Here is a 14,203-nt window from a genome sequence, read left to right as displayed (position 1 = left end):
CCACTGCCTTAGTCGCCGGGATTGGCGCAAGAGCTCGTCCGCGCCGGGTTGTAGTCGAAGAACATCCCGACCTTAAAGCTTTCCGCCATATGCTCGGCGCGGGCAATGGCGCGCTCAGCGGCTTCCGCCGGCAATACTTCCCTGGCCGTTTGCCTGAAGTGTGCAAGCCAAATGTCGAAATGTTCGATCTGCAATGGCAGGCGGGTGTGGATGGGGTAAGGACTACCTTGATAGCGGTCGGTGTTTAGCAGCGTCCGCGACCAAAAGTTTTCGACCACACGGTGGTGATCGTCCCAATCGTGGATGGCACCGTCGAAGATGGCTTTTAGCCTGTCGTCGGCCGCCGCGTTTTCATAGAATCGGCGCACCAGTTCGGCGATTTGTTGTTCCGTAACCTCAGTGTTTTCGGTATTCATCGCGACCTCTTGGTAACAACTGATTTGCGTGATCGGCTGTAACCGATATCAAGGAGTGCCGCGCCGCAACCGGGAACATCGGGATTGCAGCGCGGGGGAGACGAAAGTGGGCCGCCGATGGCAAAGACAGTCTTATGTTGAGCATCGGGAAATCGGTTGATAGCAATTTCTCGACGTTCAAAACATCTTGTCGTTTCCGGAATGGAGCGCATGACGATAGCCCTGATCTTGGTTTGGCCGAAACTTAGACGGAGAGACGGCCCGGCGCGCCGGCGCGTTTCGAGAAGCCCAAAACGGACAGGAAGGCGCTCAGAAATAACCAGACCGCTCCCGGCAACGGCACGGCGGCGGGACCGGCTTCGGCACTAATGAAGATTTGCGGATGAGCACCGGGTTTGGTGAGTTGGTTGATCAGATAAACGACTTGGTTATCCGCCGCATAGCCGTGGAAGGAGAGGTAGTCACCTGCGAGGATGTCATTTACCAAACCGGTCGCCAGACTCAGGTCCCAAAAGCGCGGGGCACAGGCTTGGGAGACGCAATCGGTAGTACCATTGGCATTGCCGGTCGGATAATAGAAAGTTCCCGTTGACTGTTGACCGGCAAACAGATTGCTGTAGACGCCGCCGTTGCCGTAAACCGAATTCCAGGTCAGGTTGGAATTGCTCAACCCGGTCACTCCGGCAGTCGCCGGATTGAACCAGCTATCGTTGCTGAAATAGGAAACGCCGAAGTAACCGGCATGCGGCACGTTGAACTGGTTGTTGTTGGCCGGCACGCCTTGGATGTCGAAGTTGGTATACCACTTGAGTTGCACATCGGTGACGTGCCAGTTGCCCGCGCCGTATTGCGAATCAAACCCGGATTTGATCGAAGCCGTGTTGTAGGCCACCAGGTTTTCCATGGTACGCACCTCGCTGATGCCTTGCTGCGGATCCGCTACCGGAGCGGAGATCATCATCGCGCCGTAGCTGGACATGTTCGAATTGGCCTGCAGCGAGTAGCTGGTCAGAAAGGTGTCCGAGACCGCTTCCACGCTCAGAGTAGTCGCAGCGGCCAAACCGGTTTGGGTGCTTAGCACCGCACCGATGGCCAAAACCAATGCGGGCTGCTTGAATTGATGTTTGTTCATTAATAATCCTTTAAGGTTGGAAAAGTGGCTGGGAATACAAAAAACGCGATCTTTTGATTTAAATTCGCTCTCTCCTGCTTTTAGTCCTACACCGCCCGATTGACAGGCGAGGCATGGGTTTTGGGCCGACTCGTCCGTCCTGGATTTGTCGGCACCAAAGCATCCCTGCCGATCACCTTTCTGGTGTATCCGCAATGACCGAATCCCGGCGATTGCTTGCAGCACTTACCTGTGCCGCATTGGCCGACCATGGCTTTTTACCCTAGCAAAGCCATTTGCCAGGCGTCTTCCATCGACTGAAAACGTGGGTTGGAGCAGATGGTCTTAACTCGAAGACCCTCCCCTGCTCCTGAGAGGCAATCCGGCCGGCTCTGGCGAGCCCCGTGATTTTCCGGCCCGGCCTTGCGGCCGGTGTGGCGGTTTGGTTTTCTCTTATTCGTCCCTGGAGATTGATGCCGTTACGACCGATAAAGGCGGCACCGTCGGCGATTTGCCTCATCTCCATCAATTAACCGGCTAGATGGAAGCGAATCACATCCTTGCAACGCCCTTGTCCGCGGATTTTGTTGCGAATAACTCAAGTTAAATAGCACTTTGCTTAGTTTCCGAATACGAGAGCCGGATTGATTGAATCCATTGGCAACGACAATTCGTTATAAACATTAAGATATAACGATAGCGCCGGTCAACCCGTTATTCTTGCTGTTATGGGATCAACAGGGCGAGGAATGTGTGCCGGGGGCTAATACGAAAACTTTATGTCGAGGACATATTTTTTGCATATCAATTAGCTACATTCCTTCTATTCTGCAAATAATCCCGCTTTCCATTCGATTAGTACGGTTTTAGGAAACAGTCATTTATTTATTACCAAACGATATATCTATTTATATATATTGATATGCGCATTTTTTAGTCAAAAAGTCGGAGCAATATTTGTTTACTTCGAGTTCAAGTGAAACTAATAACTGAAACGAAATGCCCGACGACTATGAAACTAATGCGGCTAGAAAATGACAGCTACCCAGCCCTTAAAACTCATAAACCAGCCTAAAATCGACGCGCTGCTGGCCGGGGTCGACGGTGCCTTGCCGGTAAAACGGATAGCTCCAGTCCAGCTCGCCCAGCAGATACTTGAACCATTGCGTACGCAGGCCGATGCCGGCGGACGCCAGGTGCGCGGTGGCCGGGGTGGGGGCGATAGGGTGGTCGATCCAGATGTTGGCCCAATCAAAAAAGCTCAGCAGGCGTAGGTTCTGGCTGTCGTCCCAATCCCCCGGCAGCAGGTGCGGCGTTTGCAGTTCCAGCGACAGGTTGACGCCGTGATCGCCCAGCAGTTGGGTTTGATGGTAGCCGCGCACGCTGAGCGGGCCGCCCGCCGAGTACTGTTCATTGCTGATCAGGGCCGACATGCTGGCCTGGCCGCCGGCCCGGGCCAGCAGCCGAAAATCCCACGGCAGGCGTTGCTGATGCTTGAGATCGCCGGTCAGGTACAGGAAGTTCGGTGCGGCATCGCGCCGCTTGTTGGCGAACTGCTGGGCGTCGTTACCCAGGCCGCGGAACGAGAAGTGGCTGGCCAGGCTCAGCGCGGTGGTGCTGTCGGCCGTGCGCAGGCTGCCGTCGTAGCCGGTCATGAATGACGCGTAGCTGATCGGGGTATTTTCGGTGAGGCTGGCGATCTGTTGCTCGAAGCTTTTGTAGTCGAAGCCAAAGCTCAGGCTGTGTGTCACGTTGTCGGACGCCCCCGGCAGCGGCTTGACCAACCGGGCGCCGTAGATCGAGCCGGCGCCGACCACGGACAGGCCGCCGACGTTGACGCCGAGCTGGGTGTTGGAGCTGATGCCGATGCCGTACAGGGCCAGGCGGGTGTCGGCCCAGCCGGTGGGCAGCACGTAGGTGCCGGACCAGACCTGGACTTCCTCGCTGATTTCCGGCGACACCTGATACTGGAAGGAGGCGCTATGGAACTTCTGCCACAGGTTGTCGTAGCGCAGCGATCCCAAAAGCCGGGTGTAACTGGTATGTTCGGAGTTGCGGCTGTTCATTTCGAGATTGCCGTGCAATGGCAGTTCGTCCTTGACCTTTAATTCCACTTCCATTTTGCCCGGCGTGCTGCCGGCCCGGAACACCGGCGTCACATTGCGGTCGGCCGATTGCTGGGCCAGGGTATTCATCTGCGCCTGCACCTTGGGCATGTGCGGCACCTGGCCCTCGGCCAGGGCCGGTACGCCGTCGCGGATCTTACCCAGCGCGTAATAGCGCGAGCCGCTGATGTGCAGGGTCTCGATGGTGCCTTCCACCACGCTCAAGCGCACGGCCCCGCCTTCGACATCCTGTTCCGGTATCGCCACCACCACGGTCGGATAGCCGGCGTTGCGGTAGGCTTCTTCCAGGGAAGCCCGGGCTTTTTCCACGTCCTCGACGGTTTTGTCCGGCCCCAGGTGCGGATAGACGGCCCGCTCCAGGGTTTCGTCATCCAGAACAGTGTTGCCGTCGATCTGGTAATCCAGCACGTCGAAACGCGGTTGCTGGTCGCCGGCCCATTGGGCGGCGGTCTCGTTGGCCGGGGCGGCCGCCGGTTGGACGGCGTTTTGCGGCGGCGCGGCCGGATTTTGCCCGGCGTCCGCCGCATGTACCGCCACCGTGCCGTGCAGGATCAGGCCGATCGCGGTCAATAATGTCTGACGCGTCATCGGCCCGCCTCCGGACTGGCGTCGCCCTGTGCGCCGGGCTGGCCGGCATCCTCCTTCGCCGGCACCGCACCGGCCACCGGCAAGGCAGTGTTTGCGCCATCGGCCGGCGCAGTGGGCGTCGATAACTCGCTCTGACGGCCTTGTCCATCTTGAACATTTTGTGCGCCTTGAACATTTTGTCCGCCTTGACCATTCGGCACGCTGGGCTCGAACGGGGTGATCTTCAACTGCTGCAATTTATAGCGGTACGCTTCCGCCACCGCTTCGGTTTGCACTTGGCCGATGCCGGTCAAGGGCTCCAGTTCCGCCAGTTGTTGCAGCAGACCTTTATTTTGGTACTGCTTGAGTATCTCCTGATTGGCGGTCCGCAACTGCTGGTTGACATCCGTGCATTGCGCGATCCATTGTTCGCGCTCTTGCACGGCCTGCACCAGCAAGCTGTTGTCGTCGCGGATGTCGCGGGCCTTGGCAACCACGTCATTATGCTTTTGCAGCAAGGCCTGTTCCCGCTGCCGCTGTTGGCCCAGTTGCGCTTCCAGATTGCTGCGCACCGTTTCCAGGCCGGCTTTATAGCGGGCCACTTCGGCCTGCAAGGGTTGCAGTTGGGCCACGGCGGCATCCAGGCTTTTGACTTTGGCCTCCAGCGTGGCTTTTTCGCCGGCCCAGGCGGTTTTCTCGGCTTCCAGCGCGGCTTTCTCCTGGCTGAGCTGGCGGATCAGGCCTTGGGCTTTTTTGATGGCCTCGCCGCCGGGGGCGGCCGCTTTGGGTTCGGCCAGGGTCGGACCGGCGCTCGCCAGCAGGCCGCTGACGAGCAGGCCGGCCAGCCAGTGCCTGAGCCGGGTACGCGACCGGACCGATATGGACCGGTGTATTTGCTGTCGATGCTTCATCCTCGCCGCCTCCTTAGAACCGTGCATTCAGATCGACGTTGAGGGTGTCGATGCTGTATTTCGGGCCGTCGATGGCGTCGGTGCTTAACCAGCGCAGGTTGAGCCAGGTGTTCTTGGCCAGGCCGTATTGCACGCCGGCCACCCAGCCCTTGGCATTGGTGCCGCCCAAGTGAAAGATGGAGTCGGTGAAGGCATCCAGCACGGCGTCGCGCTGCACGTAGCGGTAGGCCAGATTGACGCTCCAGTCGGACCAGCGCCGCACGTCCGGTTGGCCGACATCGACGCGGATTTGGTACGCCATAGTGCGCGGTTTGTTATTGGTGTAGTTGACGATGCCGTTCTGAAACTCGGCGGCGATCTTTTGCTTGTCGTAACCCAGGTTCTTGGCGTAATCAACAGTCAACAACACATGGGCCGGGTCAAAGCCGGCGTAGTCGAACATCGCCGTGGCATTGAACACTTTGAACTCGGACGCCAAGCCGAATAAGCAGCCGACGGTATCGTCGCAGACGCCGTTGAGGGTGTTGACGTCGGTGATGGCGACCATCGAGTTACCCTTTTGCACGAATTGCGGGGCGGTCCAGTCGTAGACATGGCTGCCGAGTGGGTTGCGGCGGGCGTTGACGTTTTGGAATTCGTAGTACGATGCCGCGACATTGAACCGCGAGTCGTTGAATACCAGCCAGTCGGCGCCGACTTGGCCGGCGTATAGCCATTTGTCGTTGACCGAGACGTCGATGTCTTGCAGCGGGAACACGCCCAAGGTCAGGAACAGGCTGTCGGGGGTTTGCTGCCCCTGATTGATGCCGAAGCGCGCGGTGGGGTTCGGCGCTTTGTAGCCGGCCAGTTTGTTGCTGCCGCGGTTGAACGGCAGGCGGAAACTGCCGGCCACGCCTTCGAAGCTGAGATCCGGATCGTAGACGATGTCGGTGGAGACGAAGGGATTGATGATGCGGCCGGCGTACAAACTAAACCAGTTAGTGTTTTTGTCGTCGATATAGTCGTATTGCAGGTAGGAACGGTCGATCGCAAACTGGTAGGACTGGCCGGTATTGCCCAGGGTCTGGTCGTTGGACACCGGGTTGTTGAGGTTGCTGGTGGCAAAACGAATCCCGGCTTTCAGGCCGTCGGCAATATTGGCTTCGAAACCCAGACGGAAGCGTTCGCGCAGGCGCAAGCGGTCTTTTTGATTGTTGACAATGGCTTCGTTGGGATTGAGCGCCACCTGCCGGTTCAAGCCGCCTTGCGGGGTATTGCCGGCGCGGTTGATGGACAACCAGTTATAGGGGCCGAAGAAGTTGCCGGCGGTATCGATACCGACATTCTCGATGCCGCCAGCATTTTCTTTGCCGTAAAACTCGTCGGCAAAGCGGATGCGCATGTCAAAGCTGGGGTGGATCGCCGCCACCCATGCCGGCAAGGCGCCGGGGATGCCCCAGCCTTCGGTTTTAGCATCCTGTTTGACGTCTTGCAGGACGTCGGCTTTCAGTTCGGCCCGGACTTGGTCGCGGATTTCTTTTTTCACGAACTCCGGCACGTAGACGACGTGTTTGATTTTGCCGGTTTTGGCTTTGGCATTGGCCGGTTCGCCCGCCCACTCGGCGGCGACGGCGCCCTCGCCGGCCGGGAGGTTGGCCGTCGTCTGATCGCCGGACGCGGCTTTGCCGGTGCCGGCAACCGCGGCGTTGGCCGCCGCTTGGGCGGCCTGGGCCGCGGCTTCCTGTTCGGCGGCGCTGACCAGGCCTTTGCCTTCGTCTTGGTTGATCACGCCGCGTTGCACCAGCAGGTCGACCAGATTGACCAGGGTGGATTTTTTGACCGAAATCGTCTCGTCGGCGGCATGCGCGCCGGTGGTGGCGGCCAGGCTGCCGGTCAGCAGCAGGGCTAGGGTTTTGGTGGCGGTAGTCATGGTTTGTCGCTTAATCAATAGTCTTAAAAATCGGTGGTGTGGTCCCTACACCCGGGAGGTCAGCCGGATCCGGATCGGCTGCGGCATGTTCTCCGGCGGCGGCCGGCCGACGCTGGCGCGCAGGCGCGGCAGGGCGGCGCGGATGGCTTGGTCGACCTCGGCCTTGCCGCTGCCGCCGGACAGTTCGCTGCGGCTGATGCGGCCGTCGGCGCCGACCCAGACTTCCAGGATCACGCTGTAGCCGGCCTGACTGGCGGCGCTGTCAGCCAACAGGCCTTGCAAGCCGTTCTCGACCTGGCGTTGGATCTGTCCGCCGTACCAGAGGATGGCATTACCGCCGCCCCCGCCCAGGATCGAGCGCCCGCCCTTGCGCGCGGCCAGCCCGAAGCCATCGCTGCCGGCCGCGCCGTCGGCGTCCAGGCCCAGTTCTTCCGCCGGCGGCGCTTCATCCTGCTCCGGCGCGGGTTCCGGCTCTGGCTCGGGTTCCGGCTGTTCGATCTTCTCTTCCTTGATCTCTTCCGGCGGCGGCTTTTGCTCGGGCGGCGGGGGCGGTGGAGGTGGCGGCTGGATCATGGTGATCTGCTGCACCACCTTTTTGGTTTGCGGCGGCTTCTCGAACTTGTCGGCCAACCACCACACGCCCAACGCAGTCAAAAGGGCTAAACCTATGCCCAATAACACGGGCAAGCGGCGGAGCCAGGCATATTTGTTTGTCATCTCGTTACATTCATTCGTGGTCACGGGTCCCAAGCGCCCGCGCTCTCAAGTCAGTCCTAGCCCAACAGCGGCTGTTGTTTCGCGTCGGCATGCCGCGTGGGCACTCATCGTGCCCACCCTACGCCTGCTGCCATCCATCTTCCTTAATTCCCCAGTCGTTCTAAGTGTGGGGATGGGGTTCTTCCCGTTATTCCGCCCCGAGCATCGCAGCTTTTGGCGAGATCAGCCCGCAGGGGAGCGGCAGGGATGCCGCTCGTTTTCGGAGGGGCAGGAAGCCCCTTCCGAAAACCCTCGCCAAAAGCAACAAATTTGCCAGGAGCAAATTTGAACAGCCGATAGGCTGGCCCGCAGGGCGAAAACCATGGATGGTTTTCGTAAAGCGCAGGATTAAGGCGGGATGTCGGGTCGCCTTTTCTTTGGATACTTTCTTTTGGCGACGCAAAAGAAAGTATCTCGGCAGTCGGGCCGAGACCCGACTTTAAAATCAGCCGTCGCGTCAGCGACACCACGCCCCTACTTCACCAACTTCTGCGTCACCAACCCCAGCTGACTAATCTGCAACCGGGTCACCACATCCAACACTTCGATGACTTTCTGGTACTGCACGCTGGCATCGGCTTTCACCACCACCGGCAAGTCCGGGGTGGCGGCCTTGTACTGACCGAGGCGGGTTTCCAGTTCCTGGATCGATACCGGGTAGGTATCGAGGTAGATGCTGCCGTCCGGGGTGATGGAGATGGCCTTGGTTTTGGGTTTGGACAAGGACGGCGTACTGCTGGCCTTGGGCAGGTTGACGGTGATGCCCTGCACGGTGGCGGTGGTCATGATGATGAAAATCAGCAAGAGCACGTAGGCCACGTCCAGCATGGGGGTGATGTTGATGTCGTCGTAGACTTTGCCTTCTTCTTCGACTTTCATGGTTTAGGCTCCGCGTGATTGTTGAGCGGCGCGCATCGACAGCACGGCCAGGAATTCATCGGCGAACACTCGCATACTGGCGGTGATGTCTTTGATTTGGGTTAAGAGATAGTTGTAGGCAAACAAGGCCGGGATGGCCACGGCCAGACCAGCGACGGTGGCCAGCAACGCGGCGGCGATGCCCGGGGCAATGGAGTTGATGTTGACGTCGCCCGAGGCGGCAATGGCGGCGAAGGTAATCATTACCCCGACCACAGTGCCGAGCAGACCTAAAAAAGGACCGCCGGCGATGGCGATGGTGAGCAGCACCATGTTGCTGTTCAGGCGTTGGCTTTCGTTGACGATCTGGCTGTCGAGCTTGACCCGCAGGTAGTCCCAGGCTTCACGGGTGACCACTTGGTCGGCGTTGCCTTGCAGTTTTTGCAGTTCGTGAATGGCGGTGTGATATAGGTGGTACAGGGTCGAGCTTTGGAAGTGATCGTGCTTGCCGACCAGGGCGGTCAGGAGGTCGGAGTCGGCCAGTTCTTGGTCTTCGGCGCTGTCGTCTTGGTCCAGGGCGCTGAGTTTGTTGGGGTCGAGCTGGCGGTACTGGCTCAGGAAGGCGCGGTTGTCCTTGGTAATCCGGTTGATGACCAGGGTTTTGCTGACCATGACGATCACGGCCACCACCAGCATGATCAGGGTCAGGCCGATCACGACCCAGCCGTCGACGGTGACGTTTTGCACGATGACCATGAAGTGGCCGGCGTCGCCGCTGCTGTTGGATTCGTCCTGGCCGTAGCTGAGTACCGAGAAGTCGGGACTTTGGCTGCGGAAGCCGAGTTTGAACCAGTCGGCACTGCGGGCGGTGGCGGCGATTTGTACTTCGTCGAGCAGACCGACCAGGTTGCGGCCGATGGCAATCGTCGGGTTGACGGCGGCTAGAGTGATGGCGGCATTGCCGGCCAATACGCCATCGACGTACAGTTCGAGTTTGTCGCTGTTGGCGGTGACGGCGATATGTTGCCATTTGCCCAGGGTCAGGTTGACCGGGGCGGTGCTCATGGCGCCGGTCGGGCCGGTCCAGCGCGCCGATAAGGCCGTGCCTTGCAGGCTCAGGTCGAGGCCGTTGCCGGCTTCGCGGGCCTCCAGCAGGCTGGCGCCGGTCTGCGGCTGGTCGAGTTTTAGCCAGGTAGAGAAGGTCCAGCCCTTGTCCGGCGCAATAGCCAGCTGCGGCGCGGGATTGATCGTCAACGGGCCGGCGCCGGTGAATTGAGCGGCGGCACCGATCCAGCCTGGCTGAATCGCGGCTTTAGAGTCGGCGGCATGCGAGCCATAGGCGGTGGCGTCTTGCGGCAGGGCTTCGCCGTCTTTGAAGTGGTAGACCAGGCCTTGGGCCACGTCGTACAGGTTTTTGGGGTCGGAGCCGTCCGGGGCGTTGGCGTTGCCGTAGTACAGCCAGAAGTCGTCGCTGCTCACGCCGCCGCGCACTTGCGGCAGTTTGACCCAGATCAGACCGATCTCGCTCAACACGTCGAGTTGCTCGATGTCGTAGACCAGTGGGGTTTTGTCGTCTTTGAGAAAGCGCAGGTCACGGCCGTTCTCGGCCAGTTCGGCAAAGTAGCCGAAGTTGCCGGCATGCAGCCGTACCAACACCGGCACCTCGCTCAAGGTCTCCTGAATGTCGGCCCCCGTCGCCGCCGCATCCACCGCTACCTGACGGCGTGAAGCCCAGTCGGCGTTCCACCAGGCGTGGCAGAGCGCGGGCAACATCAGCAGGCATAAGCCCAATTTTAAAGCGTTACGCATCATGATTTTTCCGGTTTTTAACGAAATATTGCTGGACAGTTATTGATGATGAGGACAGTGCATCTCCATCGCATCGTGACCATGGTCGTGCAATTGCGTATCGAACCAGTCGTGAACGGCTTTGATTAATTGCGGGTCGCGACTGGAAAAAGTCAGGCTGGCACCAGCCGCTTCGGCTGAGTAATCGATGTGCAAATGGCCGGGCTCTGCGTTGCGCATGTCCGCCAAACCGGGCATATCGGCACCATGGATAGACGCCGGCCCAGAAAAATCGCCTTGTTTGAAACGCTCAGCCAATTGCTCAAGGTGTTGCCTGATCAACCAGACTTGTTCCAGATTTAAATCGTCTCTGGCGATTACACGCTGAATGCCGCCGGTTTCGGTTTTGCTGAATTGATGCTGGGTTTGCGCTAACGAAAACGGCATCACTTTAGCGCCACGCTCGGCCACTTGCTTTTGTCTGATGTCATCGGCCGCGGAGACGGGTCGGCTTAACAAGCCCATGACCAGAATCACCAATGCCGCACAACATAAAAGTTTTATATCCTCGTTCGAAAGCCTCATGCTTAGCCCTCTTTATAACCATAAACACCAATGGCAACCGCATGGTCGCGGAGGTTGTCGTTCTTCGGACTACCAGGATAGTTTTTTAAATGGTTGCCGAGAAACCCAACTAGGGAAACACTGACATTTAGGCGCCCACGAATTGGGGTTACGGTTTTTTCGGCGCGGAAAGCAACCGCCGCCATTGCGGATTCAGCGATTACCGATAAACAACAAACCGAAACGAAAACCGACCATTGGCGAGTATTTGCTTTGCGGCGATACATGTGTTGCCTCGTGTAGGAGTGAATAGATGCGCCGATAGGCGCAACCAAACCTGCACATCGGCGGATGAGGGTGCACATCCCTGTGCCGTCCAAGCCTATCCAGTCCTTTTGAAAATCAACTTGAATATCCTGATTTGTTAACGCTATCGTGTTCGGGTTGGGGAAAATCTTATCCATCCATCGCACTGATAGGCGGAGATACCGCGGCCGACATCCCATCGGCCGCGGCGTGGAAAACCGTTACCGCAGTTCGACAGTGGCGTAATCCGGATTGACGACAGGTATCGCGCAAGCATTGGGAGTACCAAATAGAGATCGCGTGAACGGCGTGACCGGATTAGCAGCATTCCAAGTATCGGGCGGTGTGTGCCCGTTGGCACTCAATGCAATGTAACCGGCTTGGCCCCAGGAATGATTGCTCAGGGTGCCGTTGCGAGACGCAATCGTGCTGGGCAAGCTACTGTAAGCAACCAGGGCATTTAGTGCGCTATCCTGATTAGTGCTGACGTTGTTTTTCCAGGACAGCGCGTATTCGCCTACCAGCGGGTAATGGCCGAGGAAGACCTGCTCGCCGGTCGGCAACGCGCCGTTAATCTTGATAAACCGGTAATTGGCGTTACCGCCCGTTACCGGGTTCGCATTACGCTCGGTGGTTTGTATGCTGATAGCCCATTGGTTACCGTGCGGCACGCTAGTGACCGGCGGATTGGGGAACGGCGCCGGATTGGTGGTGCCGAACCAGCCGTTGGTACCGTCGTTGTAATCTCCCAAGCATTTATCCACCGCGCCCAAACTGGTGGCGTATTGCACGTCGGAGAATCCGCCCGGTTCAACTAATTTCGGCGAGGAATCGCCCAGGCAAGGGCTTTGCATTACACTGGACAGCAAGGCCACCTGCTGACCGGCGCCGTTTTCACGGCGGCAAATATGCACCGTGGTATCCCGAGGGTCGGACAAACCGGACACCGCCGCGACTACGCCGTCGTGAACGATTTGCGGCAGAGTTTTTTCGACACCGCCGACTTTCACTTTGAATGTGCTCCAGTCAGTAATCTGACCGCTAAACAAGCTGACCAACACCTCCTTGGACAACGAGGGTATACATGCCGCCGTTTCATTACCTACCGTACAACTGCCGGGCAAGGAGCCGTTCTGAATTTGCGCGTATTGCAAGGCATTGCGCAATTTCAACGTGACCGGGGTGCCGATGATATGGCCGCCCAGGGCATATTTGTTGTCCAGCGTCGAGGCATCTATATCCAGCTTGCCTGGCGTGACGTTATCCGCGCCGTGAAACACATCCGGCGTCACGTCGGAGGTTGCCGCCGTTGCGGCTATGCCTGCCGTGACGGTGGTGCAAGAATAATTCCATTGATAGCTGGCGCCGCCAGACGAATAGGAACCGTTGAAAGCACTGCATACCGCCGTAGTAGGATCCTTCAAATAGGTCAACAAGGTGCCGTTGGCCACCGCATCCAGACCGACATAAGAAGCCCCCAAGCGGCGCCGGGAAATCCACAATCGAGTAGTATGGTGAGCGCCGGTACCTCCGGTCAGGCCGGGTATTTTGGTATCGTCGGTATTGCAATAGATCGCCGAATAATTGTCATTGACGGCGGCCGACGCGGCGCCGGCGGTATAAAAATATACATGCGTGGTGGTACCCGCACCGGTGGTTGTTGGGTTATCCAGACACAAGGCGTTGGCCGGGGTGGCGCTGTTGATCATAAAGCCGAACGCCGGGTCGTTGGATTGCGAACCGGGAATGTACAAACTCAATTGCGGGGCGCCGTCCGCCGGAGTCAACGCCCAAACATCGCCGATGGCGGCTATCATCAAGCCGGCGGCGATAAGTTTGCGGGATAAGGAAATAAACATGATTAGCTCCAGTAAAATTGTGACGTTAAAAGATCAAATTGCCGATGAAATACCGGAACGCTTTTGCACCCGCAACACGGCCAACATGCCGCTCAAAAACAGCCAGACCGCGCCGGGAACCGGAACAGGAGCGACGTTGGAAGTCCAGGTCAGCTTGGCGTTGGCAATATCCAGACTCAGATAACCGTCCAGCTTGTCGAACACCGCGTGGGTACTGCTACCCACCGTGCCGCCGGGAGAATGAATAAAGAAAAAATCCAAGGTTTGATCGGGAGTGGCACCGTTTCTCACCGTCGCACTGCCCACCCAGCCTGAAATATTCATGCTGGTACCCCAAGCACTACCGAAGTAAGAGGACGCGTTAGTAGTCGTCACCTCGCTGAGATCGGCGGCAAAGTCGGTGGCCGTAGCGCCGCCGTTCTGCGCGACTTCGGCAATGTTCAGCGCATTGGCTCTGTCTCTGACTTTGGTAGTCACGGTTGTAAGCGCGTTCATCGTGATGGCACCAGGCGCCGATGTACCCGACCGGCGGCTCAACAGAACGCCATAGTCCGCACTATTGAGACCAACATATGAATTATTGCCCGCCACATTGAAAGTCAAAGGATCGCTGGTCGCGGCCGCCCAATCTACAAAGCGCTGGTCCAGATTCCAAATCGTGGATGTATATGCCCCGGCCAGAAAGCTGCCTACGGTGATGCCCAAGTCGATACTGTAAGACGTCGCAGCAGCCTGATCCCACACGTTTAAAAACAGCTCCCCGGCCACGCCGCTACCGCCCGCCTGAATCGTCGGCGCCCCGTTACTAATCGCCGCCTGCGCATTGTTGATACCGAACGCTAGACACATCGCCAGCGCCGACTGATAAACCTGCTGTTTTACCGTTTTCATAAATTACCTCGTCAATATGATGAGACCTTGGTCCCGTTACCTACTCATGGCCGCAAAGTCGTAACGGCATCAATCTATCCGCACCGCGCACAGCCCGCTTCGATCAGGAGCGAAGTCATTCGTTATGTCCTGATGGGCATA

General features: G+C 58.3%; 12 protein-coding genes and 1 riboswitch. All 12 genes read right to left on the bottom strand.

Features of this window, described 5'->3' with window-relative positions; all coding sequences use genetic code 11:
* Positions 1–8 precede the first annotated feature (8 nt).
* Positions 9–416 carry a group III truncated hemoglobin gene (locus tag ACH50O_RS21335; RefSeq protein ID WP_446809765.1) on the bottom strand — a complete coding sequence of 136 codons (408 nt, stop codon included), beginning with the start codon at positions 414–416 and terminating at the stop codon, positions 9–11.
* A gap of 244 nt (positions 417–660) precedes the next feature.
* On the bottom strand, positions 661–1,548 hold the full coding sequence (locus ACH50O_RS21330) for a hypothetical protein (RefSeq protein ID WP_446809764.1): 888 nt from the start codon (positions 1,546–1,548) through the stop codon (positions 661–663).
* Between the two features lie 352 nt (positions 1,549–1,900).
* Positions 1,901–1,976, bottom strand: a riboswitch (cyclic di-GMP riboswitch).
* Between the two features lie 603 nt (positions 1,977–2,579).
* The gene (locus ACH50O_RS21325) at positions 2,580–4,241 is read right to left on the bottom strand and encodes a ShlB/FhaC/HecB family hemolysin secretion/activation protein (protein WP_446809763.1); all 1,662 of its coding nucleotides are present in this window, start codon (positions 4,239–4,241) and stop codon (positions 2,580–2,582) included.
* Positions 4,238–5,131: a hypothetical protein gene (locus ACH50O_RS21320; protein ID WP_446809762.1), complete on the bottom strand. Its 894-nt coding sequence runs from the start codon at positions 5,129–5,131 to the stop codon at positions 4,238–4,240. The genes ACH50O_RS21325 and ACH50O_RS21320 overlap by 4 nt, the downstream gene beginning before the upstream one ends.
* A gap of 13 nt (positions 5,132–5,144) precedes the next feature.
* Complete coding sequence (locus tag ACH50O_RS21315; protein ID WP_446809761.1) at positions 5,145–7,040, bottom strand: putative porin; 1,896 nt, start codon at positions 7,038–7,040, stop codon at positions 5,145–5,147.
* Positions 7,041–7,085: 45 nt separating this feature from the next.
* The gene (locus ACH50O_RS21310; RefSeq protein ID WP_446809760.1) at positions 7,086–7,757 is read right to left on the bottom strand and encodes a TonB family protein; all 672 of its coding nucleotides are present in this window, start codon (positions 7,755–7,757) and stop codon (positions 7,086–7,088) included.
* A 513-nt stretch (positions 7,758–8,270) separates the two neighbouring features.
* The gene (locus ACH50O_RS21305) at positions 8,271–8,675 is read right to left on the bottom strand and encodes an ExbD/TolR family protein (protein WP_446809759.1); all 405 of its coding nucleotides are present in this window, start codon (positions 8,673–8,675) and stop codon (positions 8,271–8,273) included.
* Positions 8,676–8,678: 3 nt separating this feature from the next.
* Positions 8,679–10,466 (bottom strand): DUF2341 domain-containing protein, encoded by a 1,788-nt coding sequence (locus ACH50O_RS21300; RefSeq protein WP_446809758.1) that lies wholly within the window; start codon positions 10,464–10,466, stop codon positions 8,679–8,681.
* Positions 10,467–10,502: 36 nt separating this feature from the next.
* Positions 10,503–11,027 carry an aspartate carbamoyltransferase gene (locus tag ACH50O_RS21295; protein ID WP_446809757.1) on the bottom strand — a complete coding sequence of 175 codons (525 nt, stop codon included), beginning with the start codon at positions 11,025–11,027 and terminating at the stop codon, positions 10,503–10,505.
* 2 nt (positions 11,028–11,029) lie between these two features.
* Entirely contained in the window at positions 11,030–11,470 is a 441-nt protein-coding gene (locus ACH50O_RS21290; RefSeq protein ID WP_446809756.1) for a hypothetical protein, read from the bottom strand.
* A 63-nt stretch (positions 11,471–11,533) separates the two neighbouring features.
* Complete coding sequence (locus ACH50O_RS21285) at positions 11,534–13,171, bottom strand: hypothetical protein (RefSeq protein ID WP_446809755.1); 1,638 nt, start codon at positions 13,169–13,171, stop codon at positions 11,534–11,536.
* A gap of 33 nt (positions 13,172–13,204) precedes the next feature.
* Positions 13,205–14,062 (bottom strand): hypothetical protein, encoded by an 858-nt coding sequence (locus ACH50O_RS21280; RefSeq protein ID WP_446809754.1) that lies wholly within the window; start codon positions 14,060–14,062, stop codon positions 13,205–13,207.
* Between the last annotated feature and the right edge of the window lie 141 nt (positions 14,063–14,203).

This window comes from Methylomonas sp. 2BW1-5-20 (genome assembly GCF_052474515.1).
This window is presented reverse-complemented; position numbering and strand designations above follow the sequence as displayed.

Coding starts and splice junctions, on each gene's coding strand:
- ACH50O_RS21335 (WP_446809765.1), bottom strand. CDS start 416: ATGAATACCGAAAACACTGAGGTTACGGAACAACAAATCGCCGAACTG.
- ACH50O_RS21330 (WP_446809764.1), bottom strand. CDS start 1,548: ATGAACAAACATCAATTCAAGCAGCCCGCATTGGTTTTGGCCATCGGT.
- ACH50O_RS21325 (WP_446809763.1), bottom strand. CDS start 4,241: ATGACGCGTCAGACATTATTGACCGCGATCGGCCTGATCCTGCACGGC.
- ACH50O_RS21320 (WP_446809762.1), bottom strand. CDS start 5,131: ATGAAGCATCGACAGCAAATACACCGGTCCATATCGGTCCGGTCGCGT.
- ACH50O_RS21315 (WP_446809761.1), bottom strand. CDS start 7,040: ATGACTACCGCCACCAAAACCCTAGCCCTGCTGCTGACCGGCAGCCTG.
- ACH50O_RS21310 (WP_446809760.1), bottom strand. CDS start 7,757: ATGACAAACAAATATGCCTGGCTCCGCCGCTTGCCCGTGTTATTGGGC.
- ACH50O_RS21305 (WP_446809759.1), bottom strand. CDS start 8,675: ATGAAAGTCGAAGAAGAAGGCAAAGTCTACGACGACATCAACATCACC.
- ACH50O_RS21300 (WP_446809758.1), bottom strand. CDS start 10,466: ATGATGCGTAACGCTTTAAAATTGGGCTTATGCCTGCTGATGTTGCCC.
- ACH50O_RS21295 (WP_446809757.1), bottom strand. CDS start 11,027: ATGAGGCTTTCGAACGAGGATATAAAACTTTTATGTTGTGCGGCATTG.
- ACH50O_RS21290 (WP_446809756.1), bottom strand. CDS start 11,470: ATGGATAAGATTTTCCCCAACCCGAACACGATAGCGTTAACAAATCAG.
- ACH50O_RS21285 (WP_446809755.1), bottom strand. CDS start 13,171: ATGTTTATTTCCTTATCCCGCAAACTTATCGCCGCCGGCTTGATGATA.
- ACH50O_RS21280 (WP_446809754.1), bottom strand. CDS start 14,062: ATGAAAACGGTAAAACAGCAGGTTTATCAGTCGGCGCTGGCGATGTGT.